Below are 25,633 nucleotides of genomic sequence, written 5' to 3'. Positions count from 1 at the left end.
CCGTTGTTAGCCACGGTAGGTGTCGTCAAGGTGCCCGCTGTCGCGCCGCTGCCCACCTGGAGCGTCCCGCCCTGGATTGTCGTCCCACCGCTGTAACTGTGGTCACCAATAAGCGTCAACGTTCCGCTGCCCTGTTTGTCCAGGCTCTCGAACCCGCTGATGCCCGCGCCCTGCACTGTTCGATTCACCGCGTTGATTACCCGGAACGTGTCGCCCCCGCCCGTCTCGCCACCGGTGCCGCCGTTGACTGTTCCGGTGAGAACGGCGCCGTCGTTGAGCGTCAGCGTGTCGTTACCCGAGCCGAGGTTGAGCGTCCCGGCGCCGGTGTTCAACGTCCCGGTCAGATTGACGATGTCGCTGCCGCCGCCGAGATCGCCATTGCCGCGCAAGGTACCGCCATTGGCGATGTTGATGGTGCTCGCCCCGGCATCGCCCGTTATTGCCAGGGGCGTCGCGCCGGTCGCCTGAACCGTGCCGCTGACGTTCAGCGTCGAGTCGGCATTCATCGCGAGCGTCGGCGTAGTCAGCGTCTTGCCAGCGTCGACCTGCAGCGTGCCGGCATTCACCGTCGTGCCGCCGTTGCTTGTCAAGTTGCTGGCGAGCTCCAGCATGCCGACATCCACCCGAGTCGTTCCCCCGATGCTGCTGTCAATCGCCGAGGTCAACCTGGTCGTGCCGGTGCCGATCTGGGCGATGTTGCCGGCACCGCTCAGATTGCCGGCGAAATTGAACATATCACTGCGGTTGAACGACAGCGTCGAGGTCGCCTTGTCGACGATGACATTGCCGGTGCCGGCATTGCCGGTAGTACCGCCATTGCCAATCATCAGATTGCCGTCATTGATGACGGTGTTGCCGCTGTAGCTGTTGTTGCCCGTCAGCACCCAGGTGCCGGCATCGTTTTTGGCGAGCGTGGTCGCCCCGCCGGATCCATCGATGATGGTCCCGCCGATCGTGTTGAGGCCGGTGTTGGTGCCGCCGAGAACGAACGTGCGGGGGCCAGTCCCCGTGTAAGCCGCCGCACCGGTATTGCTGAACACGATCGCGCCGGTGCCGGACGACTCGATGAAGCTGACCCCAGTCTGCAGCGTGAACAAGCGGTCGGTCGTGTCACCGCTGCCGGTATAGCGCAGCGTGGAGCCGCTGCCGATCACCAGATTGGACGCATCCTTGGCGGAGGCGCCGATGGAACTCGCCTGATTGCCGTTGGATAGCTTGTCGACGGCAAGCACGCCGCCGCTGATCGTCGTGGCGCCAGTATAGGTGCTCGCCGCGTTCTTCAGCACCCAGGTGCCATTGCCCGTTTTGCTGAGCGAGGTCGCGCCGCTCGACGGGTTGTCGATGCGGGCGGAAAGGGAGTTGTTGGCCGTGCTGGTGCCGGTCAGCGTCAGGGTGCGGTTGCCGGCGCCGGTCAGCACCGCCGCGGCGGTGCTGGTGAAGTTGATCGCGCCACTGCCCGAAGCGTCGAGAGCGCCGCCGCTGGCTCCAAGCGTGAACTGCCGGTCCGTGCTGCCGCCGGTTCCAATATATTGCAGCGTGCCGCCATTGAGGACGAGCTTGTCCGGCGTGGCGGCGGAAGATCCGATCGAGCTGTTGCTGCCGCCGTTTGCAAGACTCGTCACGGCGAGAATGCCGCCATTGATGACCGTGGAGCCGGTATAGCTGCTGACGCCTGACAGAGTCTGTGTGCCGGCGCCGCTCTTCACCAGCCCGCCAGTTCCGCTGATGGCACCACTGAAATTCTGACCCGCCCCGTCGCTGAGGGTCAGCGTCGCCGAGCCGAGCGTGACAATGCCGCCCCCCGCAAGGCCGGCGACCGTGTTGCTGAGGTTGGCAAAGTCGAGCGTAGCGCCCGTGTTGACGGTCATTGAGCCGGTGCCGAAGGCGCTGGCCGATCCGGCGCGCAATATGCCAGCCGAGACGGTCGTGCCAAGCCCATATGTGTTGATCCCGGACAGTACGAGCGTGCCGGAACCTAATTTTGTGACGCTTCCTGCTCCGGTGGCCGCACCGCTGAAGGTCAGTGTCGTCGCGGCGTTCTGCACTCCGATGTTGCCGCCGACAAATCCCGGCATCGAGAAGCCGCGATCGGTGGTGACGGTGCCACCCGTGTAGTTCAGCGTGCCATTGACGAGGACAAGGTTGGTCGAGTCTTTGCTGGAGGACCCGATATCACTCGGCGCTCCGCCATTGGCCAGACAGCCGACGTTAAGTGTGCTGCCGCTATTGACCCTGGTCGGCCCGGCATAGCTGTTGCCGCAACCGCTGAAGGTCTGGTTCCCCGTGCCGCCGGCGCCGATGGTGACGCCGCCTGCACCGCCCATGGTCCCCGAATAGCTCCCGGTGCCGGTGATCGCCAGCGTCGCGCTGCCCAGCAGCACATTGCCTGCACCGTTGAGCCCGCTCACTGTATTGTTGTTGCCAGCGAGGTCCAGGGTCGCGCCCGTGTTCACCGTCATCGAGCCGGTCCCGAAGGCGCTGGTCGACCCGGCGCGGAGCGTGCCGGCGCCCACCATGGTGCCCCCGGAATAATTGTTCGTGCCGGACAACACCAAGGTGCCGGCGCCGCTCTTGGTCAGGCCGCCCAAGCCCGTTGCCGTGCCGCTCATCGTCAGGGTGGTGCCGCCGACCACGCCGATCCCGCCGCCGCCGGTGCCCAGCGTAAAGCCGCGATTGCTGCTGGCGTTGGCGCCGATATAGCCGAGAGTGCCGCCGTTCTGCAGCACCAGGTTCGACGAGGCGCTCGAGGCGGCGCCGATGCCGCTGTTGGTAGCGCCGTTGGTGAGCGTGCTGACGGCGAGTGTACCCTGGCTGACGGTGGTGATGCCTGTATAGTTGTTGCCGGCGTTGGACAGCGTCAGCGTGCCCGCACCGGTCTTGGTGAGACCCGCATTGTCCGGGCTTGTGACCAGTCCGGACAATTGCAGGTTCGTGGTCACTTGGCTGACATCGATCGTGCCCGCGGTCACGGCGCCACTGGTCATAAGGGTGAAACCGCGGTCACTCGATGCGTTGGCGCCGGTATATTGCAGCGTGGCGCCTTGAATCACGAGATTGGTGGAGGCATTGCTGGAGGCGCCGATGGCGCTTTGCGTCCCGCCGGTCGCGATCGTGTTGACTGAGAGCGTGCCGGCGCTGATGGTGGTAACCCCGGTATAGCTATTGGTGCCGGAGAGCGTGACGAGCCCGGCGCCGGCCTTGGTGAAGCCGATCGTGGCGCCGTTGTCGACGACGGCCGAGCCGATCACGAAATTGCCCGTGCTGTTCTGCAACACGCTCAGCGTGCCGCCGCCGGCGGGTCCGGTCAGCCGACCGCCGGTGACGGTGTCGGTTTTGTTGCCCACCGAGGCGGACACGATGACGGTGCCGTCGATGCCCAGCGTGTTACCGGAACCAATCGTCACGGTAGAAGCCGCCGCCGCGGTGTATTTGATGCCGCCGAGTTGCACGTTGCCAGTAACGGTTCCGACATAAGGCGTATTCGGTCCGGGGGCTTCATCGCTGACCACATCGCCGGTTACCCAGGTGCCGGCATCGTCCTTGTTCGCATAGGTGGTGCGAGCGATGATGTTGCCGGATGCGTCAACCTGCGCGTAGTCGGTCGTTGTGCCGCTGGTGACCGTGGCCCAGCCACCCAGCACCGTGCTCGGCGTAGTCGTCATCGCGCCGGTGGTGGGCAGAACGAAATTGACGATGCCGCCGGTTCGATTGATCGCGCCGAGATTGAGGGTGACGTTCCCCGATCCAGCGATGGTGTTGCCGCCGGCGGTGATGTTGCTGGCCGCGAAGCTTTGCGTCTGGCCTGCCGAGCCGGCCACCGTCAGCGTGCCGCCGGACATGTTCAGTGTGGAGGCACTGGAAATGATGTTGCTCGCCGGCGCGCCGGCCGCGTTGAAATTCAGCGCCAAAGCGCCGCCGCCGATGCTGGTGGCGCCGGTATAAGAGCTGGCTCCGGTCAACGTCAACGTGCCCGCACCAAGCTTGGTCAGGCTGCCGCCGGCGCCGGTTATGCCTCCGGCGAAAGTCGTGTTGGAGGCTTGATTGACGCTCACATTGCCACTTCCCAGCGCGACGGTTCCGCCGGTCCCGGAGAAGCCTGTGGTCGACAGGTTGAAGTTGTTGAGGTCGAGCGTGCCGCTGTTGACGGTCACTGTCGTGGTCGTGCCGAAAGCAGAGGAGTTGCCCGCGTGCAGGGTGCCGCCGTTCACCGTGATGCTGCCAGCGCGGGTATTGGCGCCGGCGAGCACCCATGTCCCGGAGCCGCTGCTGGCCAGGTTGCCGGTGCCGGAGATCACGCCCGAGAAGGTATTGGTGCCGCCATAGCTGCCGCCGAGCGTCAAGGTGTCGGTGCCACCCGCCACGAAGCTTGCTGCGCCGCTGAGCGAAAGCCCGCCTGCGCCGTCGTTGCTGATCATCGTGGCGCCGTCGGACGTCCAGGTGCGATTGCTTGAGGCACCGCCGCCCGTATAGCTCAGAACGCCGCCGTTGGTGAGACCCACGCTCGTGCCGGCGCCCAACGAACTGCTCGTCCCGGCGTCTGCGAGCGTGCCTGCCTTGACGCTGACAGTACCGATCGTAACCGGTGCGTTGAAACTGTTGTTGTCGCCAAGCGTGATGGTGCGGGCACTGCCACCACCTGCGAAAGAGACCCTGAGGAGATTGCCGCTGGGCAGTCCGATCTGCCCCAGGAGCGCCAAATCGGCGGTATCAGCGGAGAAGACAACGGCTGTGCCGGCGGTGCCGCTGAGCGCGATGTCTCCCCGCAGCGTCAGGGCTCCACTGCCGCTGTTCGAGAACACCAGGTGGCCGCCGGCCGATAAACTCCAGTCGCGGTTGGAGTCGCTTCCAGTCCCGGTGTACGAGAACGTGCCGGTGGCGCCAAATACGCGCTGGACTGAAATGGTTCCCAGCGTGGGGTCGCTGGCAGCTCCTAGCGCGCTCGCTGAACCGAGATTGCCCACCGAGCTGAAGGTGATGACTTCGGCGCCCACCTGGACGATCGTCTGGCCGGTATAGTCGTTGGCGTTGTTAGCCAGGGATGTCCGGTAAGCCGTCAGGCCGCCGGCGCCGGTGAAGCGGGTCGCGGCGGCACCGGCCCCGGTGACGGTGGTTTGCCCTCCGCCGCCCAATGAGACCATGTGGTTGGCGCCGAGGGCACTGTCGAGCGTCAGGTTGGCGCCGGTGGTGGTGACGACGCGATTGCCGGCCGCACCAAGCGCGGCATCGGCGCCGACTGTTAGGGTTGCGCCGTTGGCGACATTAACGTCACCGACGAAGTTGCTCGTGCCGTTGAGCGTCAAGGTGCCGGCGTTGACGTTCACGCCGCCCGTGAAGATGTTGGGGCCGCCAAGCGTCAGAGTGCCGGCGCCCACCTTGGTCAGGCCCGCGCTGCCGGCGATGATCGAGTTGATGGTCGCGGTTCCGGTGCCGCTGTCGATGGTGGGGGCAGCGCCCCCGAGCGTCAGCGAGCCGCCGGTCAGCGTGTAGCCGCTGACGCCGAAGGTCAGATTGTGGACCGTGACCGGCGCGCCGAGGTTGACTGTGCCGACTGTGCCGACGAAGAACGCATCGTCCAGCGCGCCGTTGCTCCAGATGACCATCGGGCCGGCTTCGGTCTGGTTGTTCCACAACGCAGACGTCGTGTTCCAGATGCCGGTGCCGCCGAGGCCCGGACTCGTGCTGTTGGCGTCCCAATAGCGATCGGTGGCGCCCGCCGGGGTAGCTGCAATGCCGACTAGGAGCGACGCGGCCAAAATCGGGCCGGCGGAGAATTTCTCGGCTGCCGAAATAAGCTGCGCCAAGTTCGGCGCATAGCTCGCCACCTCCCCCTTCCATTTGGTCATGCGGCCGCCGCGCATGAGAGGCGAAGAGGCGGCCGCCGGACGGCCACCCGGCGCTTCTGCTTCCCGTTCACTTTTGTTCGACTGGCGCTGGGTTCCGCTTGCCTGGTGCCTGGTCGTCTGCTGCATGGTCAATCGCCCCGCCGGCCTCACGGTCCAAACAGGCTCCATTCGAGAATGATATTTGCTGGCCTGCCATCACCAGGAGGACATTCCGTCCAGATGGGCCAAGTATTGAGCGATGATAGAACGGGAGTTGCTGCGGGACCGTTGTCCCGCTCGAAAGGCTGATTCATCCTGTCGCATAAGCCTCCCCCGATTCACCGCTAACCTAGGGTTACCCCAGGCAGACTAATTATCAATGAAAAAAGCGGTAGTCGACGACATGTTTAGTAACCGTATCCATAACGCCACAGCATCTCTTTTAGCTAATGCACATTCTTGCCGCCGGAGCAGCTATAGCTCTTGTAGCCGGCTGGGCGGCGACACTTTCAACAGAAGTGCCTTCATCTGTAATATTTCTGCTCGCTAATATACCTGGGTTTCAGATGGACTTCAGATGGGCTTCGTGGCGCCGGACGATCAGAAAATAGCCGAACTAGGGTTGCTTCGACGGCGTCGGGCGCGCCATATCGCGGCACGGGTTTGGTTTGCCACATCATCCGCAACGGCATCTGAGCGCCACTGTGTACAGGAAAGCTGAGTTTTTGCGATCATTCCGCCAGCATGAGATGTGTCGTGAATGCATCCGGTCCTTTGAATAGTTAGCTTCGAGGGATTGGGTCTATGAAAGGGCGGGGCTGGATCAGGCTACAGCGAGTTGCCGACGCGCAAGCCATCAGGAAAAAGATTGCTCTGCTTGAACAAGAGCTGATTGCGGCACGCACCGATAAACACGCAAAGCTCCATGAGATCGGCCTTCAATTGCGGGCTTACAAGTCGCAGCTGGAGCGGCTGGAACTCTGCATCTCAGCACTGCAATCTCTCCGGTCGGCGCAGGTCGGAATGTCTGTTCTTGGGGAACACTGAAGAGATCTCAGTGTCTGATACCAGGCGCAAAGCAGCCATTCGTTTCGACGTGTTTGGGCGGGCTAGCACTTGAGAAAATCCCAGCCGTGAAATCCGCCCTGCCCTATGGTGTCTTGCCTCAATAGCCTGTCATTTTGATGATATCGGGAAAATTCTCGGCTGGCTATCGTGCGTTGAGGCCAGCATTGGCCCACTTCAGATGCGTGCCCAGCGCGAACATTGGTTGCCTGGAACTCTGGTCATGACAGAACCGATACTCATAGGGTTCGTCGGCTCCAATTTTCGGTCTTGTACAACCAGTCCGCTTTCCTGTAGCGAGTTTGCTAACACAGGCGGTGGCTATGGACACCCCGAACGATTGAGAAGGTTGGCCAAAATGCCTGAAGATGTAACAGACTCCGACGCGGATCTGCTGGCGATGACAGCCGACATCGTTTCCGCCTATGTCAGCAACAACCCGCTTCCGGTGTCAGAGCTCGCTCGCGTGATTGCCGATACCTATGCGGCGGTCAGCAAGCTGCAGCGAGCACCTCAATCCGAGCCGGAAGAGAAGTCCGCACCTGCTGTCCCGATCAAGAAATCGGTGACGCCGGACTTCATCATCTGCCTTGAAGACGGCAAGAAGTTTAAATCGCTCAAGCGGCACATCGGCACCCACTACAATCTGACGCCGGACGCGTACCGCGCGAAATGGGGCCTGCCCTCCGATTATCCGATGGTTGCTCCGAACTACGCCGCTGAGCGGTCTCGGCTGGCGAAGGCGATCGGTCTGGGACGGAAGGCCGCGGCACCTGAACCCGAGGTGGCGCGCGCGCCGGCACCGGCAAAGCGCCGCAAGATCGGCATCAAGACGACCTGATGTCCGGGACCGTCGCCGCGAATGTTTGTCTGAGACGGCACCAGGGGACAGCATCTCTGTGCAGCCCCGTCAACGCAGGAAGCCGCGATTTCTGAAATCACTCCATGAACGGGAGGCGCGACTGACCCGGTTCGACTTCAGTCGTCCGGCCTTTAACCACCCTCAGAACGCTTTGCCTTGGCGAAGCCTCGATCCGTCGCAATGAACCGCTCCAACATCGCGACGATGAGGCGCGGCGCATCGGCGGGCCGTTGCCCCGCATCGCGGCCGAGGATCTCGGCATAGGCGGTCAGGTCACGGTGCAATGCCGCAGGGAGTTCCACCACGACCTTGACGGGTTTGCTGTCGGCAATTGGCCCCAGTTTCAGCTTGGCCATTTTCAGCGCCCGTAAGGTTCGAGCACGAGATCGCGCGTGACGATGACGCGCACCGGGTAGCCCGGTCGGATGGTCAGTGTCGGCGCTATGTTGAGCTGTCGCTGGACGATCTGCTGTCCTGTCTGGCTGATGCTGTCGGAGGCACCCTGACGAAGAGCGCGCATGATGTCGTTCTCCTGCCCCGATGAGCCTGCTTGCGCCCCGATGCTCAGAATCGTGGAAAGTGCTGCAGCCTTGAACAGCTCGCCCCAGTGATAGTCGACGCCATCCTCGAGGCCAGCATAACCCTCGGCGTCCGCGCCGGGCTCACGTTCCAGAACGATGGAGCGGCCGTCAGGAAAGATCAGCCTGGTCCAGACCAGCAGCACGCGACGCTGGCCGAAGCCGACACCATTGTCATACTGGCCGATGAGGCGCGTCCCCTGGGGAATGAGGCGGATGTGTCCGGTGGGGCTGTCATAGACATTCTCCGTTACCTGCGCGGTAATCTGACCCGGCAGGTCGGAGCGAATGCCGGTGATGAGGGCGGCTGCGATGACGGCGCCCGCCTGCAGGACGTTTTTCGACGCCGGCGCCGCGACGCGATCGGCCGAGACGGTGCGTTTGTCCGGTGGCTGATCGAGGAATGCGCGCTGGCGGTCCTGCGCCGAGTGCGTCGCCGGCTGCGGCGCGAGCCCTAGGCTGGAAAGGTCGGGCTGTGGCGGGGTGCCTGTTGTAGACTGAGCGGCCGTCGCCTCACCCGCAGGCCGCGTTTGCGTGGACGCGAACAGACGCGCGGTCCTCGCCGCTTCCAGTTCCTGCTCCCGGCGCTGCTCCTCCGGGTCCGGCCCGATGGGGCCTGTCGACAGCGCGGGGCCGCCATTTTGTGCGGCGAGGATCGGGCGGCCAAGATCGCCGGGAAGCGATGGGCCAAGCTTCGGAACGCCAGCATAGTCCTTTGGCAGGCCGGCAAGCCCATCGGGCGTCGAGCGATTGTCGGTTGAATACAGCTCCTGACCCTGGCCTTGCTGACGGTTCTGCAGCGCGTAGACCAGCGCGCCCCCGACAGTCAGGCTTGCGGCGAGCCCCAAGCCGGCCAGCGCCTTGCGTGACAGACGCGTCACGCGCGGCGGCTCGGCGCGCAGCCGCATGGCCGCGGCCGGCTCGCCTGTCAACGGCCGGGCGTCATCCTCGGCCGGTGTCTGCGGCCGGGCGTCATTCGCCGGCCCCCGGCCTTCTTCCTTCCCAGAATCCAATCTGTTGCTCATGATGGCGACACTCCACTGTCTGTGCGGAGGTTCGTCGCTTTCGGGGTCTCACCAGGGCCACGCATCCATGAAAATGGAATGCTTCTTACCCCATCGGTGCGGGAGATGCGGATGCGCTGCTGGTTCTTGCCGGCGCCGAAGCGCAACTCGGCGGCGGCAAACAGCCGGTCGACGATCATGTAATTGCCGCGCACGCGATAGTTGACCAGCTCGGACGTGTCGCCTTGCGGCCCGACCACGAAGAGTGGCGGCATCTCGCCCTGGCCGATGCCCCGCGGGAACTCTATAAACACCTGCTTGCCATCGTCGAAGGCACGCAGCGGCCGCCACGGTGCGCGATCGCCCGTCACCTCGTAGCGGAAATTGACGCGAGAAAGATCGATGCCGGTTGAGACCGGCTGGGCAGCCTCAGCCTGCTGGTTCTGCCTGCGCAGAGCGATGAGTTGTTCCTGCGGGTATTGCCAGGAGACCGATGCCATATAGGTCGACGGCGTCGAGCGCAGTTCCATGTGATAGGTGCGCCGATCCGTATTGATGACGAGATTGGTGAGAAGGTCGGCGCGCGTCGGCTTGACGAGGATGTGGACCTGCCTGGTCCCGCCCGTACCGCTCTCGGTATCGCCGATGATCCAGCGCACGGTGTCACCGGCGGCGACGGGACCGGAGCCGACGAGCTGCTCGCCGGGCTGGAGCGCGATGTCGGTGATCTGCCCCGGCGAGGCATAGACCTGAAAGAGCGCGCCATCGACGAAGGGATAGACTTGCATCGAGTTGATGAAGCCGTTGCGGACGGGCTGGACGCGCGCGGCCGCATTGGCCAGGTTCACGCGCGCGGTCGGATCGGACGGTTCCGGCTCGGGCTTTGCGTCCTTGCCGACCGGCTTCAACTGGCCTGGAAGCGGCAGCGGCTTTGACAGCTCTACCACCTTGACGGGCGGGGGCGGATCGACGGCCTGCACGGCCGGGATCGGATCGTCATAGGAAATCTCCGGCGGCTTCTGCTTCGTGGCACAGCCTGCAAGCGCCGAAGTGCAAAGCAGAAGTGCCGGAAAGGCTATTCTGCGGAAAGCCGGCATTGCGTGGATGAGGAAAGTTGGACACCCCCAGTGGGCGGCCTTGAAGAGTGCGGGCGTCATTGTCCAAGCTCCTTCGACCAGTTGATGGCGTTGATGTAGATGCCGAGCGGGTTCTTCCTCAGCGCGTCGGCGTCGCGCGGGGGCTGCACGACAATTGTAAGGATCGCGGACCAGCGCTCCGTGGAAGCAAGAGAACCGTCCTGATAGCGGCGTTCGACCCAGGCGATGCGGAAGCTGACTGGGGATGCGCGGATGACCGACGACACGTCGACGGCGATCTGCTGTTTGCCGACCTTGGTGAACGGGTCATTGGCGCGCGCATAGTCGTTGAGAGCCAGCGCCCCGCCCTGCGTCGCGAAGTCATAGGCGCGCAGCCAGTTCTGCCGCACGATGACCGGATCGGCGGGGATCGACCTCACCTGTTCGATGAAGTGCGCCAGGTAGAAGGCGATCTGCGGATCGTTCGGCTGATAGTCGCCGACCGCTGGGGCGACAGCCTGCGCCTGGCCGAGATGATCGACCTGCACCACCCAGGGCACGACCGTGCCATTGGCGGATTGCCAGACGAGCGCGGCGGAGAACCCGGCGGCGAGCGCCAGGCAACCGAAGGCCATGTAACGCCAGTTGCGCGCCTGCACGCGAGCCGAACCGATGCGCTCGTCCCAGACCTGTGCAGCGCGTTGGTAGGGCGTCTCGGGTTGTGGGGATCTGCCGTAGTGCGTGGACGGTCGTTTGAACATGCTTAGTCTCTTTCAGAGAGGTTGATCGAGGAGCCGCCGCCATGGCTGTCCCCACTGCGAACAGCGTGGGCGGCGGCCTGAACGCCGTGGGTCATCTGTTGCGAGCGCTTCATGCGCTTCGCCCAGGCGGGCTGACTCTCGGTGGCGGAGGACCCGGCGGGAGCGGAGCCGGCTTCGGCGGCGTTCGCGCCGATTGTGCCGGCGGTGGATGATCCCCCCGTCGTCTCGAAGGCAGCGCGAGCGCCCGACTGGTAGCTTTGCTTCATGCTGCCTGCCGCATTGTTGGCCGCGCGCTTGAGCGGTGAGATGGCGCCCTGGGCACCCGCGTTCATGACACCGCCGAGCCCGGATGCGACGCCGGAAAAGCCAGACTCTCCGGCCGCGCCGAGATTGTAGGCTGTGGATGCCCTGCCCGCGGTGGCGGCACCGCCACGGGCCGCCGCCGCAGCACCGCCGCTGACAGCCGCGCCGCCGGACACGACGGCGCCGGCGGCCGCGGCGCCCACTGCTGCCATGCCGCCGGCGGCAAGCCCGGTGCCGGCAGCCGCGCCGGCGCCGAGTTGCGGGCCGCCGGAGACGAGACCGTTGGCAATGCCCGGTCCAAAGATGCCAAGGCCAAGCAGCGACAGCGCGGCCAGCACGATCGCCATGGCATCATCGATCGACGGCGTGTTGCCGCTGAAGCCTGCGGTGAACTCGGAGAAGAGTGTCGAGCCGATGCCGATGATGACAGCGAGCACCAGCACCTTGATGCCGGACGAAATGACGTTGCCGAGCACCCGCTCGGCCATGAAGGCGGATTTGCCGAACAGCCCGAAGGGGATCAGAACGAAACCGGCGAGCGTCGTCAGCTTGAACTCGATCAGCGTGACGAAGAGCTGGATCGCGAGGATGAAGAAGGCCAGCAGCACCAGCGCCCAGGCGAAGAACATGCAGGCGATCTGGATGAAGTTCTCGAAGAAGGACCAATAGCCCATCAGGTTCGAGATCGAGTCGAGCAACGGCCGGCCGGCGTCGAGCCCGGTCTGCGCCACCTTGCCCGGGCGCATGAGATCGTTGACTGTAAAACCCGTACCCGAGGCCTTCAGGCCAAGCCCGGCGAAGCTTTCGAAGACGATGCGGGCGAGATTGTTCCAGTTGGAGATGAGATAGGCAAAAACGCCGACGAACAGGGTCTTCTTGACGAGGCGCGCCATGATGTCGTCGTCCGCCCCCCAAGACCAGAAGAGCGCCGCCAACGTCACGTCGATGACGATCAGGGTCGTGGCGATGAAGCCGACCTCGCCGCCGAGCAGGCCAAAACCGCCGTCGATGTAGCGCGTGAAGACTTCGAGGAAATGGTCGATGACGCCCATGCCGCCCATGTCAGCGCGCCTCCGGCCGGCGCGGCTCGACCTGCATCGCGGGAGCGGTCACATCCGTCCCCTCTCCTTCTTTCCGGTCGGCCGACGCCGCCACATTTGGAAACTGCGTTGTCGGCGCTACGGGAGCAGGCGCGATTGCCGCGTCACGTTGACCGAGAAACCGGCGCCTGCTGTCTGCCCACGCTTTCAGACAGCCGGGATCGCGAGGACCGGCCTCACCGATCCCGGAACAGCGGCGCAGTTCGGCCGCGAGCGGGTCCTGTGACGCCAAGGGACGGCCCCGCGTCGCCGGGGCGCCAGGCTGCTCGTCCTTGCTGCTCATCTCAATTGCGGTCACTGTCAAAGCGACCGCGATGAAGACGACCGCGCCGAGGCGAGCGAGGATCCTCCCGTCCATCACGCCGGTCTCAGTTCTTGCCGTGGAACATCTGCGCACTGCCGGGCTGGTAGCCCGAGCCCTGCGTCAGGAAGCGGCGGCGCTGCTCCCTGCCCTGCTCGGCGGCGGTGGCCTGCTCGGCCGATTGCAACGCCTGCGCCCGACCGTTCGCGGCGACGACAGCGGTGAGATCGGCGAGTTGCTGCGCCTGAAGCGCGAGGAGCTGGTTGCCGGCCTGCGTTGCCTGAAGCGCGCCGGTCGCACCCTGGCTCTGGCCGACCAGCGCCGACATCTCACTGCGATTGGTGTCGATGTTGCCGACGACGCCCGCCTGCACACGCATGGCATCCTGAAGGCCACCAACCGTGTTTCCCCACCGCGAGCGCGCCTCAGTGACGAGTTGCTGATCCGAGGCCGACAGCGAGACGTTGCCGTATTTCTGCTGGAAGGCCCGATCGATCTGCTGGACGTCATAGGCAATGTTCTGCGCTTGGCCGAGCAACTGCTGCGTGCGCTGCACCGACTGCTGGAGCTGTTGCAGTGAGGAGAATGGCAAGCTTGCGAGATTGCGGGCCTGGTTGATGAGCATCTGCGCCTGGTTCTGAAGCGAGGTGATCTGGTTGGTGATCTGCTCCAGCGAGCGCGCCGCCGTCAGGACATTTTGCGTATAGTTCGTGGGATCGAACACAATGAAGGCGTGTGCCGGCGTCGCCAGCATTGGCGCCAGGGTGACCGGAGCGACAAGCAGGGCGGCAGCAAGCCGCATGCCAAGGGAACGGCGCAGTTTCATGGGGACTTCTCCTTGTTGGTGAGGGCGGGGCTGGTGAGTGCGGGAACGAGTTCAGCGGCCCAGCCCACGTCGCGGTGGGTCAGCCAGGCTGCGAGGAACCCGTCGCGACCATGCTCGGCGACGATGCGGGCGATCGCGGCCTGGTCGGTCTTCGCGGATACAGCGCAGAGCGCGAGCGCCACATCCGACAAACCGAGCTCGAACAGCCGGTTGCCACGACGGGACTGGCAGTAATAGTCGCGCTTCGGCATCGCCCGCGCGATGATCTCGATCTGCCGGTCGTTGAGGCCGAAGCGGCGATAGATCGCGGTGATCTGCGGCTCGATGGCGCGCTCGTTCGGTAGCAAAAGCCGGGTCTGGCAGCTCTCGATGATCGCGGGCGCGATCGCCGAGCCATCGATATCGCTGAGCGACTGCGTGGCGAAGATGACGCTGGCGTTCTTCTTGCGCAGCGTCTTCAGCCATTCGCGGAGTTGGCCGGCAAAGCCGTCATCGTCCAGCGCAAGCCAGCCTTCGTCGATGATGAGAAGGGTCGGCGAGCCATCGAGCCGGTCCTCGATGCGATGGAAGAGATAGGAAAGGACCGCGGGCGCAGCACCCGTTCCGACCAGTCCTTCGGTTTCGAATGCCTGGACCGACGCCGATCCGAGATGTTCGCGCTCGGCATCGAGCAACCGGCCGTAGGGACCACCGACGCAATAGGGGCGCAATGCCTGCTTGAGATCATTTGATTGCAACAGCACGACCAGACCGGTGATGGTGCGTTCCTCGAAAGGCGCGGACGCCAGTGAGCTCAACGCCGTCCAGATATGCTCCTTGACCTCAGGCGTGATCGTCACATTCTCGCGCGTCAGGATCGCCACGATCCAGTCGGCGGCCCAGGCACGCTCGGGGAAATCATGAATGCGGGCGAACGGCTGAAGGCTGACGCTGTCGATCGCCCCATCGCTGAGATCGCCGCCGAGATCGTGCCAGTCGCCGTTCATGGCGAGTGCTGCCGCGCGGATCGAACCGCCAAAATCGAAGGCGAAAACCTGTGACCCTGCATAGCGGCGGAACTGCAGCGCCATAAGCGCCAGAAGCACGGACTTGCCCGCGCCGGTCGGACCGACGATCAGCGTATGGCCGACGTCGCCGACGTGAAGCGAAAGCCGGAACGGGGTCGAGCCTTCGGTCTTGCCGAAGAGCAGAGGGGGCGCTGCAAAATGCTCGTCCCGCACCTCGCCCGCCCACACCGCGGACAGGGGAATGATGTGGGCGAGATTGAGGGTGGAGATGGGAGGTTGACGGACGTTGGCGTAGACATGACCCGGCAGGCTGCCGAGCCAGGCGTCGACGGCGTTGATGGTTTCGATCATTGCCGTGAAATCGCGGCCCTGGATCACCTTTTCGACCAGGCGTAGTTTTTCGTCGGCGATGGCGGGATCATCGTCCCAAACCGTCACCGTCGCGGTGACATAGGCCATGCCAGCATAGTCGGCGCCGAGTTCCTGCAGCGCCATGTCGGCGTCGGCGGCCTTGTTTGCGGCGTCGGTGTCGACGAGGACGGACGCCTCGTTGGTCATCACCTCCTTGAGGATCGCCACGACCGATTTGCGCTTGGCGAACCATTGACGGCGGATCTTTGTCAGCAGCCTGGTCGCATCGGTCTTGTCGAGCAGGATCGCGCGTGTCGACCAGCGATACGGGAAGGCCAGCCGGTTCAGCTCGTCGAGCAGGCCCGGCGTGGTTGCGGTCGGGAACCCCGTGACCGTGAGAATGCGCAGATGCGATGCGCCAAGCCGCGGCTCGAGCCCGCCGGTCAGCGGCTGGTCGGCCAGCATGGCATCGAGATACATCGGCGTTTCAGGAACGCGGACACGGTGGCGATTGGTCGAGACGCAGCCATGCAGATAGGTCAACGTCTCGGCGTCATCGAGCCACCGGCACTCCGGCATGAAGGCTTCGACGAGGCGCAGGACACGGTCGCTGCGATCGGCGAACCCGGTCAGCACCTCATTGGGGTCGAGGCCCCTCTTCTCGCGGCCTTCGTAGAGCCAGCTTTCCGCGCGCGCGGTGTCTTCGGCGGGCGCGAGATAGGTGAGTGTAAGGAAGTAGCTGGACTCGAAATGCGCGCCGGCCTCCTCGAAGCCGGCCTTGCGCTCCGCATCGACCAGCGTGGAGGCCGCATCCGGAAAACGGCTGTCGGGATAGCGGGTCGAGGCATGGCGCTGCGCCTCCACGAAGATCGCCCAACCGGAGCCGAGACGGCGGAAGGCATTGTTGAGCCGGCCGGCGACGGCAACCAGTTCGGCCGGAACGGCGCTGTCGAGATCGGGACCGCGAAAGCGCGCGGTCCGCTGGAAGCTGCCGTCCTTGTTGAGGACGACGCCGGCGCCGACCAATGCCACCCAGGGCAGGAAGTCGGCGAGCCGGCTGCTACGGTTACGATATTCGGCAAGGTTCATCATCGGGGCGATCTCCCTCAGACCGTGAGATGCGCCGGGATGCGCAGGTGCCGGCGAACGACGTCGACGAAGAGCGGATCGCGCTTGGCGGCCCAGACGGCGGCTACATGGCCGATCGCCCAGATCGCGATGCCGACGAGCCACAGACGCAGTCCCAGCCCCACGGCGCCGGCGAGCGTCCCGTTCATGATCGCAATGGCGCGCGGGGCGCCGCCGAGCAGGATCGGCTCGGTCAGCGCGCGGTGTACGAGGACCGTATAGCCGGGCACCGCATAATCGGGCGTTGACCCGCCCTGTTCGACTGAACCCGCCATCAGATCAGCGCCCCGCCGCCGAACGAGAAGAACGACAGGAAGAAGCTCGATGCCGCGAAAGCGATGGACAGGCCGAACACGATCTGGATGAGCCGGCGGAAGCCGCCCGACGTGTCGCCGAAGGCGAGTGTCAGGCCCGTGACGATGATGATGATCACCGCCATGATCTTGGCGACAGGGCCCTCGATTGACTGGAGGATCTGTTGCAGCGGCTGTTCCCACGGCATCGACGAGCCCGAGGCAAAAGCGGGTGCGGCCATCAGCAGGATGAGCGTGGCAACTGAAACGGGCATGGCAAGGCGATGGCGGGCGAGGCGCAGGCGTTGGATCACGGATTTTCTCCTTCAGGGCTTTGGATGGGCAAGGTCGGGCTGTCGTCGCCCTCGAGGACGGCTGGCGCGACCCGGTAATCACCGTCCGGGCGCAGGCCATCGACACGGGCGAGTTCGGACAGCCGGCGCGCGGAGCCGCGGCCGGAAAGGACGGCAACCAGGTCGATCGTCTCGGCGATCAGTGCGCGCGGGACGGTGACGACGGCTTCCTGGATGAGTTGCTCCATGCGGCGGAGCGCGCCAATGGCGCTGCCGGCGTGAATCGTCCCGAGGCCGCCGGGGTGGCCGGTGCCCCAGGCCTTGAGCAGTTCGAGCGCCTCGGCCCCGCGTACCTCGCCGACCGGAATGCGGTCGGGGCGCAGGCGCAGCGACGAACGAACAAGATCGGAGAGCGACGCGACGCCGTCTTTCGTACGCATCGCCACGAGGTTGGGTGCTGCGCATTGCAGTTCGCGCGTATCCTCGATGATGACGACGCGATCGGCGGTCTTGGCCACTTCAGCGAGCAGCGCGTTGATCAGCGTGGTCTTGCCCGTGGATGTGCCGCCTGCAACGAGGATGTTCGCGCGGTTGGCAACGCCCTGGCGCAGCGCGTCCGCCTGGCGCACCGACATGATCCCGGTCGCGACATAGTCTTCGAGGGTGAAGATGGCGATGGCGGGCTTGCGGATCGCGAAGGCGGGCGCCGCGACGACGGGAGGAAGAAGCCCCTCGAACCGCTCCCCCGTCTCGGGCAGCTCGGCAGAGACGCGTGGGGCGCCGGCATGGACTTCGGCACCGACATGATGAGCGACGAGGCGAACGATTCGCTCGCCGTCCGCCGCCGACAGGCGCTCTCCGGTGTCGGATAGGCCCTCCGACAGGCGATCGATCCACAAGCGCCCATCGGGGTTGAGCATCACTTCGACGATGCCGGCGTCGTCGAGATAGCGTGCGATCGCAGGTCCGAGTGCTGTGCGCAGCATGCGTGCGCCGCGCGCCAGACCTTCTGAATTGTGATGCGAAGCTGCCATCCTGTCCCCGTTTCGATCCGGGGGAACATGGGTGGCCCCTGGACGGGGATGATTAAGAGAGCCGCATCTCGAGTGGTTTCAACACCTATATCGAGGCGTAGTGGCGTAGCGTGCAAATACAGGAGATTGGCGGTGCCGACCTGTAATCAAGGCTGATGATCTTCAGGCAGGGGCGGCGCTCGCCGTTAGAGAACTCCACGCATCAAAAGCTTCGGGGCTACCTTGCCAATCCGGCATCCCTCTCCAATCCGAATGACCACTGCATAGTAGGCTTAGCCGTCCCGCTGGCGAGAAACGCTATAACGGATGACGATGTTGGTGACTATAGATGGCGGGCCCATTGAAACGCAGACCTATGTGGCCGAGCGGCAGAAAAATTCCGCTCTCCGAAATACCGAGTATTTAGCATTGATGCGCGAGGACGGCCGGCACCATGGGTTGCCCGGTCCCCTATCTCGCCATGCTCGACGCGCTGGGTGAGAATATCAGGATCGTATCCGGTGAATCTACCAAACCATAAAAAAGGCGCTCAACCGTTTCCGGGAGCGCCTTTCGCATGGATGAGGTGAGTTACTGTATCCACCACTGTGGTCGTAGCGATTGCCAGGATAGCTTTAGTCAGGCCGGACGCTAAGCGTTTTGAGTGTCGAATATGCTTGGACTTTACGTGCCGTTGTTTTTTTCATCGGGTTATTCCTTTCCGTTGGTAGTAGCGAAAATCGCTACGATTAGAAGAAAGGCAACCACAACGAGCCAAGTGGTGGGAGTCGCACCCACACCCATCCCCGAAACCGGATGATGAACCGATAAATGGTGACCCCTAAGCCAGATTCAAGGGCTATTTCGGGCCCATATGTAGTGACACCGCTGCCGGTGCCGTAAACGGCGCCAGGCGACGATTATTTGTTCCGCTTTAGGTACTGGCTCAAAGAGTCGACGCCAGCGCGCTGCAACACCGTCGATAGCTTCGCGTCGCTGCGAATCCCAGCTGCGAAATTGTCGCCATAGGTTTGACGAAGGGTGTCCACCTTCGTATTCCCGTGCTTTTCGCTAATCCTACCGTCCTGGTCGCGGTGGCGACCATCCAAACCTGGCTCGCGCATGCAATACACTCCATCTGGTTATTTGGCTTCTTCCAACCACAACTAATAGTATCAGAAAAAGCTGGAAAATCAATCACCCGCTCGTCGGCAAAGCCGCCTGGTCAAGCGGCTTCAGCCGCACGAGTTGACCGTCGAGGCTTGTGGCGAACCACCACGTCAACCTTGTAGTCGAGCCGGTCCAGACAGCGAACCAGCCTGTCTATTGAAAACTTGCCCGTGCGCCCGGTGGCGATCGCGGAGACGTCGGGCTGTCTCATTCCGAGCAGTTCAGCCGACTTCGCCTGGGTCAGGCGCCGGCGCTTGATAATGGCGCGGATCTCGCGGGCCAGCTTGGCCTTGAGCAATTCCTCTTCGGGATTGTCAAAGCCGAGGTCCGCAAACACGTTGCCGCTGCTCACTTCGGCGGTGATGTCTTCTGTCATGCCTTTGTTCCTTTCCCATAGTTTTCGCGATAATGCGGCTCGGCCGCCTTCAAGCGCAGCGTCATGAGATCGATTTCGTGCTTGGGTGTCTCCCTGCCCTTCTTCGACTTCTTCTGGAAGCAGTGAAGGACGTAGATCACCCCGACAAAGCGCACCGTGTAGACCGCCCGGTAGGTATCTCCGTCAAAGTCGTCGACCACCTCGAGGATGTTGCGGCCCCCAAACCCCTTCAGGGCTTTGACAGCCGGGTGCTCCTCCCCATTCTGAGCGTCGTTGATTGCGACACCCATCAACCGGCGAACATCGACCGGAAAATCGCGCAGGTCGGCCTTCGACGACCCCATCCATACTGCGGGCTTTTGGCTTTTCATTCTTCCTTGCCTTATAGCATACAGACTATAATTTTCAACGAAAAATCCTGACACCGCTTAGCCACTGCAAATAATTGATTCGGTCAAACGGCTGTCTTTTCCAACCGATCATGGAAGCTCTTGAAGGCGTGGTCCTTAATATAGCCACGGATGTTAAATTGCGGATCGCGCCACATCTGTTCCGTGGTTGTTACAGCGATGGCTCAACGTGGTTCCCCTGAAGCGACCCCACCCTGCTTCTGTCTGGTTCTCTTCTGCCAAACTCGACAGCGTGGCAAAGCATGTTCTATGACAACATATCATTCCAACGCCTTGATATGTTTTGACATATCTATGTTTGCAAAATCTCAGTCCGCCCGACCATTTAGCCCACCGGCGTGCCGGGCTGGTGGACTGTGTCCAGGCCGCCATCGATGTCCTCGGAGAGTTCCTGTCGAAGCTTTGGACCTTTCGCCAGGCGCCGGCCGAGTGCGGTGACGAAGGCATCATAGCGCTCGCCGGCCTTGGCGTGGGCGGCCTGCGCCGCGGGCTCGGGCAACGCTGGTGTTGTCGCCAGCCAGAAGCGGACGAAAACGGCGAGCGTCTCCACTGCAATTCCGAGATCGCGCTCCTGGCGTGCCGTGCGGCGATCGAGTTGATCGAGCCGCTTGGTGATCGCCGCCTCCTGTCGCTCGGCGGCATCGGGTGAGAGGAACGACTCGATGGCCGCCTCGGCGACGAGCGACCGTGAAAGATCTCGTCGTGCCGCATGTTCGGCAAGCCTGCTCATCACCCTCGGATCGACATAGACGGACAGGCGTCTTTTGCGCGGTGCCTTTGCCATCGGAGCCTCACATATCCACGCCGTCGCCAGGGTCGAGCGACGCCTGCCGCGCAATGCCTTGCATGAGGCGCGTCAGGCGACGATTGCGGACAACACTGTCTTCCATGTCGTCCTGGTGATCGATCACGAATTCGTTCTCGGTCGAAGGCTTCACGACCAACTCGACGCGACTGAGCTCAGGTTGCCGACGACGTTCGGAATCAGTTTGGTCCTCATCCGCGGCCGACGGCGCCAACGTGGCTTCGGCAATCCAGGGACGGGAAGGCAGAGGCAGGCTGGTCCAGTCGTCAGGTCTCCCCTCCACTGCCGTCGTCAACGCCGGAGGCGGCAAGATACGCTCCTTGAAGCGTGCATCCTCATGATAGCGCGCCTTTTTGGCGCGGATCGGCGGCGCACCCGAGAGCATGACAATCTCGTCGGTGGCCGGCAGTTGCATCACTTCACCAGGCGTGAGCAGCGGGCGAGCCGTCTCGGAGCGGGAGACCATGAGATGACCGAGCCACGGCGACAGCCGGTGGCCGGCATAGTTCCTCATGGCCCTCATCTCGGTCGCTGTTCCGAGCGCATCGGACACGCGCTTGGCGGTGCGCTCATCATTGGTGGCAAAGCTTACCCGGACGTGGCAGTTATCGAGGATCGAGTTGTTGGCACCGTACGCCCTCTCGATCTGATTGAGGGATTGAGCGATCAGGAAGCTTTTGAGCCCGTAGCCGGCCATGAAGGCGAGCGCGGACTCGAAGAAGTCGAGGCGGCCAAGCGCCGGGAACTCGTCGAGCATCAGGAGCAGCCGGTGCCCTTTCGCCCTCACCTGCAGATCTTCGGTCAGGCGGCGACCAATCTGATTGAGGATCAGGCGAATGAGCGGCTTGGTCCGGTTGATGTCGGACGGCGGCACGACGAGGTAGAGCGTCGTCGGATGCTTGTCGTCGACAAGATCGGTGATGCGCCAGTCGCAGCGGCGCGTGACCTCGGCCACGACAGGATCGCGATAGAGGCCAAGGAACGACATGGCAGTGGAGAGCACGCCAGAGCGCTCGTTGTCGGATTTGTTCAAGAGCTCTCGTGCGGCGCTGGCAATGACCGGGTGCGGACCGCCCTCACCCAGATGCGCCGTTTTCATCATCGCCGACAGCGTCGATTCGATCGGACGCTTCGGATCGGAGAGGAAGCCGGCGACGCCGGCAAGCGTCTTGTCCGGCTCGGCGTAGAGGACATGCAGGATCGCGCCGACCAGAAGGGCATGGCTGGTTTTCTCCCAATGGTTTCGCCTCTCGAGCGAGCCTTCGGGATCGACCAGGATGTCGGCGATGTTTTGAACGTCGCGGACTTCCCATTCGCCGCGGCGCACCTCGAGCAGCGGATTGTAGGATGAGGATTTCGGATTGGTGGGGTCGAACAGCAGGACGCGGCCATGCCTGGCGCGGAAGCCCGCGGTGAGTTGCCAATTCTCGCCCTTGATGTCGTGAACGACGGCTGAGCTCGGCCAGGTCAGCAGCGACGGGACGACGAGGCCCACACCCTTGCCCGAACGTGTGGGCGCGAAGCACAGCACGTGCTCCGGTCCATCGTGGCGCAGATAGGCCCCGTCATATCGCCCAAGCACCACGCCATCGGAGCCGAGAAGGCCAGTTGCCTTGACCTCCTGCTTGTCGGCCCAGCGGGCGGAGCCGTAGGTCTCGACCTTCTTGGCCTCGCGAGCCCGCCAGACCGACATGCTTATGGCGACGGCGACGCAGGCGAAACCGCCGGAAGCCGCGATAAAGGCTCCTTCCACGAAGACCGACGGCGCGTAAGCGTCGAAGCCATACCACCACCAGAAGAAGGACGGCGGAAGGTAAAACGGAAAACCCAGGACATGGAACCATGGCCTGCCGAGCTCGGGCTGGAACGCCAGGCGCCAGGCCACCCACTCCGTCGCGCCCCAGGTCGTGAACAGTACGATCGCTACGACCGCGAGGATCTGGCCCCAAAGTATCTTGGTGGCGGACATAGAAGCTGCCCTTTCTTCATGAGGTTAGAGGCCGAGGCCTCGCTTGCGGCCAAAACTCCAGTCGATGCCGTCGTCATTGCGAGCGACGCCAGAGACGTGGCGGCCAAGATGTTTTTCCAGGGACGGCGTCCAGGGCACCAGTTGGAAACCGAGGCCGTCATCGATCATGGCGAAGCGGCCGGACGCGAGCGTGAAACGTCGCCGGTAGGAGCCGGTCACAAACTCGCCGCCGCGGGCGCGGTTGAAGGGCTGGCCGGTTTCGGCCGAGACCTTTTCGCCGAGCGCCTCCAACTCGCGTCGACGCAGCGTGTCGATCAGGTTGCGGGTGAAGCTGATGCGTTGGCCTTGCCGCTCGCCGAGGCCCTGTTCGACAAGATGGTCGGCACGGCGCTGCATCGCCTGCCGCACCTCGGCGCCGAAGCCGCCTTCCGACAGCGCAATCGGTTCGCGGGCGATATTTTGGCGGTCAAGCCAGGTTGCGCCGGCGGCGGTAACCTGCTGCCCAATATCGAGATCGGAACGGACAGCGAGCGCCGCGCGCCCATGTCCCTGCGCGTCATGGAACTTGCGCAGCTCGACGATCGAACCCGGAGCGCTGTCGCCGGCGGCATCGAGGTCGGACAGCTTGATGTGATGTGTGCGGCCGTCGGTGCCATCGACCACGACGTACGCACTGCCCTTCAGTTCATCGTCGAGACCGCGGTCGATCAGCCGACCCACGATCGGCGTGTCGAGGCGCTCTGCCGCCAGCACATAGCTCGCCGCGCCGCGCTCGATGCCCTGCTCTGTCAGGGCGCGATGCATCCGCTTGATGATGTCACCGCGCTCGCCAAGCTCGCGCAGCGTCGCCTCGGCCTTGTCGTCGATCATCCATTGGCCCGGGCCGACCTGTACGGCAAGTCCAAGGGTTTCGAGCTTGCGCACCCGCCCGACCTTCAGCACGTGATATTCGTCGGGCTGGGGGCTCGCGGTGGAAGCAAGGTCGATGATGCCTGTCTCGCGGCCGTCGCGAACAAGCTGGCGGTCAAGCTGGGTCCAGCGCTCGGCTTCGACCTGGCGCTGCAGATTGCGACGTATGTCGAGATCGGTGCGCGGGCCGAGTTCCTGGGTAACAAGATCGGCCGCGCGCGCGCGCATCCCCTCCTTGATGTAGTCGCGGGAGATGACGAGATCCTGACCGTCATCGGTACGACCGCGCAGGATGATGTGGAGGTGTGGATTGTCGGTGTTCCAGTGATCGACTCCGGCCCAATCGAGCTTCGTGCCGAGGTCCTTTTCCATCTGCCCCATCAGATCACGGGCGAAGGATTTGAGGTCCGCCATGTCGATGGCATCTTCCGGCGACACGATGAAGCGGAAGTGGTGCCGATCATCGCCGCACAGCCCGGCGAAAGCACCGCCATCCACCTCCCCGCCTTCCGGCCCGAACAGCCTTGCCTTCTCCCCGTCCCGGGAGACGCCCTCGCGGCGAAGATAGGTGAGATGGGCGGCAAGCGGCGCTGCTCGCGCGTGATGGCGCACGAGCCGCGTCTTGATGATCACGGCTCGTGAGCGGCCGGTGAGGAGACGATTGGCGCGCACGCTCGCCGTGCGGCCACGCCCGAAGGCCGAGCGATTGCCCGGACTGATCCGGCCGGTTAGAGAAATACGAGCGCCGGCCTTCTGGGCGGCGGCAAGCGCCTGCGCGATGAAGGGCCTGGCGCGCTGGGCGCTGGGCGAGCGGATGCGGCCGGGCCGGATTCGGAAACCATCCTCACCGTTCATGGCGAAGATCCGCACATCGTATCAAGGCATGGAAATCACAGCGAAAACACTGTTCCGGCGCGGTGCGCCAAATCTTCGCACCTCGCGCAAATCTTGCATAACCTATTGAAACAACACAACCGATCGACGCCGCACCTCGCGGCCTTTTATCTCGCCATCTTCCGGTTGTTCTGCCCACCTTCCGCCTCCATCCAGGCCACGGTGCGCTGGAGCTTGCGGTTGCGCGAAGACGCCCATACGCGCTCATGGCTGGATCCCCTCGGCTGATCGCGCCACGAAGAGGCCCTCGGACAGCGGCACGATGGCGGAGACATCGCGCACGCTGGGTGCAGAGTTCGCGTCATTTGGTGGTCGCTCGGTCGGCACGAGAGCGACAGCTTGGGTGCGCTCCGGCTGACCTACGAAGAGCGAGCCGTGCCTCCAGGGAATGGCTTCGACAGACGGGACTGCGAAAGGGCGCATACCCTCGCTTTCACCGATCAGCGGGGCAAGTGCTGCAACATAGGCGCGGGTCTCGGCCGGTAACGGACGCCCAGTGAGGTAGGCTTCGTAGCGTGCAGGTCCCGCGTTGTAGGCGGCCAGAAACCCCGGCGAGCCGAAGCGATCGCGCAGTTCGCGCAGGTACGCTGTTCCTGCCAGGATGTTGTCCCGGGGATCGAACGGATCGCGGCCAAGCGACCACCGGGCGCGCAGATCATCCCATGTGCCGGGCATGATCTGCATCAAGCCGCGGGCACCTGCGCTGGAGACGGCGCGCACATCGCTCGCACTTTCCTTCCGCATGACGGCGCGTATCCACGCGGTCGGAACGCCGAAGCGATGCGAGGCTTCTGCGATGTGCGCGCCGAACGGATCGCGCTGCGACGATCGCGCGACGGCCAAGTCCTGCGCCAATGTCGCCATCGGCATAATGGTCGCGACGGACAGGCCGCAAAGGAGGAGAAGAGCCATGCGCCGGGCAGCGCGAAGCGGCCCGGGCGCACCGGAATGGCTCGTCGAGGGACGGCGAGCGCGCATCGTTCACTCCTTCTCGGTGCGGTCGCGCGGGCGCGCCCAGTGCAGCGACCAGGACGTCTTGTCGTCGCCATTGCGAAAGAGGTTCGCGCGTATCGGCTGCGCGAGCGTCGGGTCGTCGAGCTGGATCGAGACATAGTCTCCGGCCTTTTCGCTGGAGCGCTTCCAGCCGGCGCCGATCTCTGGGCCGTCCTCGCTTCCGGCGTGAACGCGGTAGTCAGGCGCATTCTCCGTTTCGCTCGCCTCTGCCGCCACGATAGCGATATCCAGGTTGAGGATGAGCGTGTGGATGCGCCCGCTATACCCAGTCTTCTGGCGCGTGAATTCCCCGATCTGTTGCAT

At 63.9% G+C, this 25,633-nt stretch carries 21 protein-coding genes; 2 read left to right on the top strand and 19 right to left on the bottom strand.

The window, feature by feature from the left end; genetic code table 11:
* Nucleotides 1-5,969, bottom strand: a 5,969-nt coding sequence (locus LB558_RS30735; RefSeq protein WP_224700929.1) for an autotransporter-associated beta strand repeat-containing protein, incomplete at its 3' end; no start/stop codon positions are given.
* A 657-nt stretch (nucleotides 5,970-6,626) separates the two neighbouring features.
* On the opposite strand from LB558_RS30735, the gene LB558_RS30730 reads away from it, so the two are divergent.
* Nucleotides 6,627-6,869 (top strand): hypothetical protein, encoded by a 243-nt coding sequence (locus tag LB558_RS30730; protein ID WP_224700928.1) that lies wholly within the window; start codon nucleotides 6,627-6,629, stop codon nucleotides 6,867-6,869.
* Nucleotides 6,870-7,245: 376 nt separating this feature from the next.
* A complete protein-coding gene (locus LB558_RS30725) occupies nucleotides 7,246-7,728 on the top strand; it encodes a MucR family transcriptional regulator (protein ID WP_224700932.1) in 483 nt (160 codons plus the stop codon).
* Between the two features lie 152 nt (nucleotides 7,729-7,880).
* On the opposite strand, the gene LB558_RS30720 is transcribed toward LB558_RS30725, so the two are convergent.
* The 18 genes from LB558_RS30720 to LB558_RS30630 all read right to left on the bottom strand — a co-directional run bounded on the left by LB558_RS30720 (nucleotide 7,881) and on the right by LB558_RS30630 (nucleotide 25,633).
* Nucleotides 7,881-8,105, bottom strand: coding sequence for a DUF2274 domain-containing protein (locus LB558_RS30720; protein ID WP_224700927.1), 225 nt, complete (start codon nucleotides 8,103-8,105; stop codon nucleotides 7,881-7,883).
* A gap of 2 nt (nucleotides 8,106-8,107) precedes the next feature.
* A complete protein-coding gene (locus LB558_RS30715; RefSeq protein WP_224700926.1) occupies nucleotides 8,108-9,352 on the bottom strand; it encodes a TrbI/VirB10 family protein in 1,245 nt (414 codons plus the stop codon).
* Nucleotides 9,349-10,488, bottom strand: coding sequence for a P-type conjugative transfer protein TrbG (gene trbG, locus LB558_RS30710; protein ID WP_224700925.1), 1,140 nt, complete (start codon nucleotides 10,486-10,488; stop codon nucleotides 9,349-9,351). Before trbG ends, LB558_RS30715 begins: the two co-directional genes overlap by 4 nt.
* The gene (trbF, locus tag LB558_RS30705) at nucleotides 10,485-11,168 is read right to left on the bottom strand and encodes a conjugal transfer protein TrbF (RefSeq protein WP_224700924.1); all 684 of its coding nucleotides are present in this window, start codon (nucleotides 11,166-11,168) and stop codon (nucleotides 10,485-10,487) included. Before trbF ends, trbG begins: the two co-directional genes overlap by 4 nt.
* A 2-nt stretch (nucleotides 11,169-11,170) precedes the next feature.
* Nucleotides 11,171-12,532 carry a P-type conjugative transfer protein TrbL gene (gene trbL / locus LB558_RS30700; protein ID WP_224700923.1) on the bottom strand — a complete coding sequence of 454 codons (1,362 nt, stop codon included), beginning with the start codon at nucleotides 12,530-12,532 and terminating at the stop codon, nucleotides 11,171-11,173.
* Nucleotide 12,533: 1 nt separating this feature from the next.
* Entirely contained in the window at nucleotides 12,534-12,929 is a 396-nt protein-coding gene (trbK-alt, locus tag LB558_RS30695; protein ID WP_224700922.1) for a putative entry exclusion protein TrbK-alt, read from the bottom strand.
* Between the two features lie 10 nt (nucleotides 12,930-12,939).
* Nucleotides 12,940-13,698 carry a P-type conjugative transfer protein TrbJ gene (gene trbJ, locus LB558_RS30690; RefSeq protein WP_224700921.1) on the bottom strand — a complete coding sequence of 253 codons (759 nt, stop codon included), beginning with the start codon at nucleotides 13,696-13,698 and terminating at the stop codon, nucleotides 12,940-12,942.
* A complete protein-coding gene (gene trbE, locus LB558_RS30685; protein ID WP_224700920.1) occupies nucleotides 13,695-16,148 on the bottom strand; it encodes a conjugal transfer protein TrbE in 2,454 nt (817 codons plus the stop codon). The genes trbJ and trbE overlap by 4 nt, the downstream gene beginning before the upstream one ends.
* Nucleotides 16,149-16,162: 14 nt before the next feature.
* Nucleotides 16,163-16,459 (bottom strand): VirB3 family type IV secretion system protein, encoded by a 297-nt coding sequence (locus LB558_RS30680; RefSeq protein WP_224700919.1) that lies wholly within the window; start codon nucleotides 16,457-16,459, stop codon nucleotides 16,163-16,165.
* Nucleotides 16,459-16,791: a TrbC/VirB2 family protein gene (locus tag LB558_RS30675; protein WP_224700918.1), complete on the bottom strand. Its 333-nt coding sequence runs from the start codon at nucleotides 16,789-16,791 to the stop codon at nucleotides 16,459-16,461. The genes LB558_RS30680 and LB558_RS30675 overlap by 1 nt, the downstream gene beginning before the upstream one ends.
* Nucleotides 16,788-17,804 (bottom strand): P-type conjugative transfer ATPase TrbB, encoded by a 1,017-nt coding sequence (gene trbB / locus LB558_RS30670; protein ID WP_224700917.1) that lies wholly within the window; start codon nucleotides 17,802-17,804, stop codon nucleotides 16,788-16,790. The genes LB558_RS30675 and trbB overlap by 4 nt, the downstream gene beginning before the upstream one ends.
* 1,204 nt (nucleotides 17,805-19,008) lie before the next feature.
* Nucleotides 19,009-19,329, bottom strand: coding sequence for a helix-turn-helix domain-containing protein (locus LB558_RS30660; protein ID WP_224700915.1), 321 nt, complete (start codon nucleotides 19,327-19,329; stop codon nucleotides 19,009-19,011).
* Nucleotides 19,326-19,673, bottom strand: a complete 348-nt coding sequence (locus LB558_RS30655) for a type II toxin-antitoxin system RelE/ParE family toxin (RefSeq protein ID WP_263495462.1) — start codon at nucleotides 19,671-19,673, stop codon at nucleotides 19,326-19,328. Before LB558_RS30655 ends, LB558_RS30660 begins: the two co-directional genes overlap by 4 nt.
* A gap of 391 nt (nucleotides 19,674-20,064) precedes the next feature.
* Nucleotides 20,065-20,523, bottom strand: a complete 459-nt coding sequence (locus LB558_RS30650; protein ID WP_224700913.1) for a CopG family transcriptional regulator — start codon at nucleotides 20,521-20,523, stop codon at nucleotides 20,065-20,067.
* 7 nt (nucleotides 20,524-20,530) lie between these two features.
* Nucleotides 20,531-22,513, bottom strand: coding sequence for a conjugal transfer protein TraG (locus LB558_RS30645; RefSeq protein ID WP_224700912.1), 1,983 nt, complete (start codon nucleotides 22,511-22,513; stop codon nucleotides 20,531-20,533).
* 24 nt (nucleotides 22,514-22,537) lie between these two features.
* On the bottom strand, nucleotides 22,538-24,277 hold the full coding sequence (locus tag LB558_RS30640; RefSeq protein ID WP_224700911.1) for a relaxase/mobilization nuclease domain-containing protein: 1,740 nt from the start codon (nucleotides 24,275-24,277) through the stop codon (nucleotides 22,538-22,540).
* A 243-nt stretch (nucleotides 24,278-24,520) separates the two neighbouring features.
* Entirely contained in the window at nucleotides 24,521-25,294 is a 774-nt protein-coding gene (locus tag LB558_RS30635; protein WP_224700910.1) for a lytic transglycosylase domain-containing protein, read from the bottom strand.
* 3 nt (nucleotides 25,295-25,297) lie between these two features.
* Entirely contained in the window at nucleotides 25,298-25,633 is a 336-nt protein-coding gene (locus LB558_RS30630) for a DUF736 domain-containing protein (protein ID WP_224700909.1), read from the bottom strand.

Source organism: Mesorhizobium sp. CO1-1-8 (genome assembly GCF_020164875.1).
In the GTDB taxonomy this organism is placed as follows: Bacteria; Pseudomonadota; Alphaproteobacteria; order Rhizobiales; family Rhizobiaceae; genus Mesorhizobium.
This window is presented reverse-complemented; position numbering and strand designations above follow the sequence as displayed.

Coding starts and splice junctions, on each gene's coding strand:
- LB558_RS30630 (WP_224700909.1), bottom strand. CDS start 25,633: ATGCAACAGATCGGGGAATTCACGCGCCAGAAGACTGGGTATAGCGGG.
- LB558_RS30680 (WP_224700919.1), bottom strand. CDS start 16,459: ATGGCGGGTTCAGTCGAACAGGGCGGGTCAACGCCCGATTATGCGGTG.
- trbF (WP_224700924.1), bottom strand. CDS start 11,168: ATGTTCAAACGACCGTCCACGCACTACGGCAGATCCCCACAACCCGAG.
- trbE (WP_224700920.1), bottom strand. CDS start 16,148: ATGATGAACCTTGCCGAATATCGTAACCGTAGCAGCCGGCTCGCCGAC.
- LB558_RS30635 (WP_224700910.1), bottom strand. CDS start 25,294: ATGCGCGCTCGCCGTCCCTCGACGAGCCATTCCGGTGCGCCCGGGCCG.
- LB558_RS30730 (WP_224700928.1), top strand. CDS start 6,627: ATGAAAGGGCGGGGCTGGATCAGGCTACAGCGAGTTGCCGACGCGCAA.
- trbL (WP_224700923.1), bottom strand. CDS start 12,532: ATGGGCGGCATGGGCGTCATCGACCATTTCCTCGAAGTCTTCACGCGC.
- LB558_RS30650 (WP_224700913.1), bottom strand. CDS start 20,523: ATGGCAAAGGCACCGCGCAAAAGACGCCTGTCCGTCTATGTCGATCCG.
- trbJ (WP_224700921.1), bottom strand. CDS start 13,698: ATGAAACTGCGCCGTTCCCTTGGCATGCGGCTTGCTGCCGCCCTGCTT.
- LB558_RS30720 (WP_224700927.1), bottom strand. CDS start 8,105: ATGGCCAAGCTGAAACTGGGGCCAATTGCCGACAGCAAACCCGTCAAG.
- trbB (WP_224700917.1), bottom strand. CDS start 17,804: ATGGCAGCTTCGCATCACAATTCAGAAGGTCTGGCGCGCGGCGCACGC.
- LB558_RS30715 (WP_224700926.1), bottom strand. CDS start 9,352: ATGAGCAACAGATTGGATTCTGGGAAGGAAGAAGGCCGGGGGCCGGCG.
- LB558_RS30640 (WP_224700911.1), bottom strand. CDS start 24,277: ATGAACGGTGAGGATGGTTTCCGAATCCGGCCCGGCCGCATCCGCTCG.
- LB558_RS30645 (WP_224700912.1), bottom strand. CDS start 22,513: ATGTCCGCCACCAAGATACTTTGGGGCCAGATCCTCGCGGTCGTAGCG.
- LB558_RS30660 (WP_224700915.1), bottom strand. CDS start 19,329: ATGACAGAAGACATCACCGCCGAAGTGAGCAGCGGCAACGTGTTTGCG.
- trbG (WP_224700925.1), bottom strand. CDS start 10,488: ATGACGCCCGCACTCTTCAAGGCCGCCCACTGGGGGTGTCCAACTTTC.
- LB558_RS30725 (WP_224700932.1), top strand. CDS start 7,246: ATGCCTGAAGATGTAACAGACTCCGACGCGGATCTGCTGGCGATGACA.
- trbK-alt (WP_224700922.1), bottom strand. CDS start 12,929: ATGGACGGGAGGATCCTCGCTCGCCTCGGCGCGGTCGTCTTCATCGCG.
- LB558_RS30655 (WP_263495462.1), bottom strand. CDS start 19,673: ATGGGGTCGTCGAAGGCCGACCTGCGCGATTTTCCGGTCGATGTTCGC.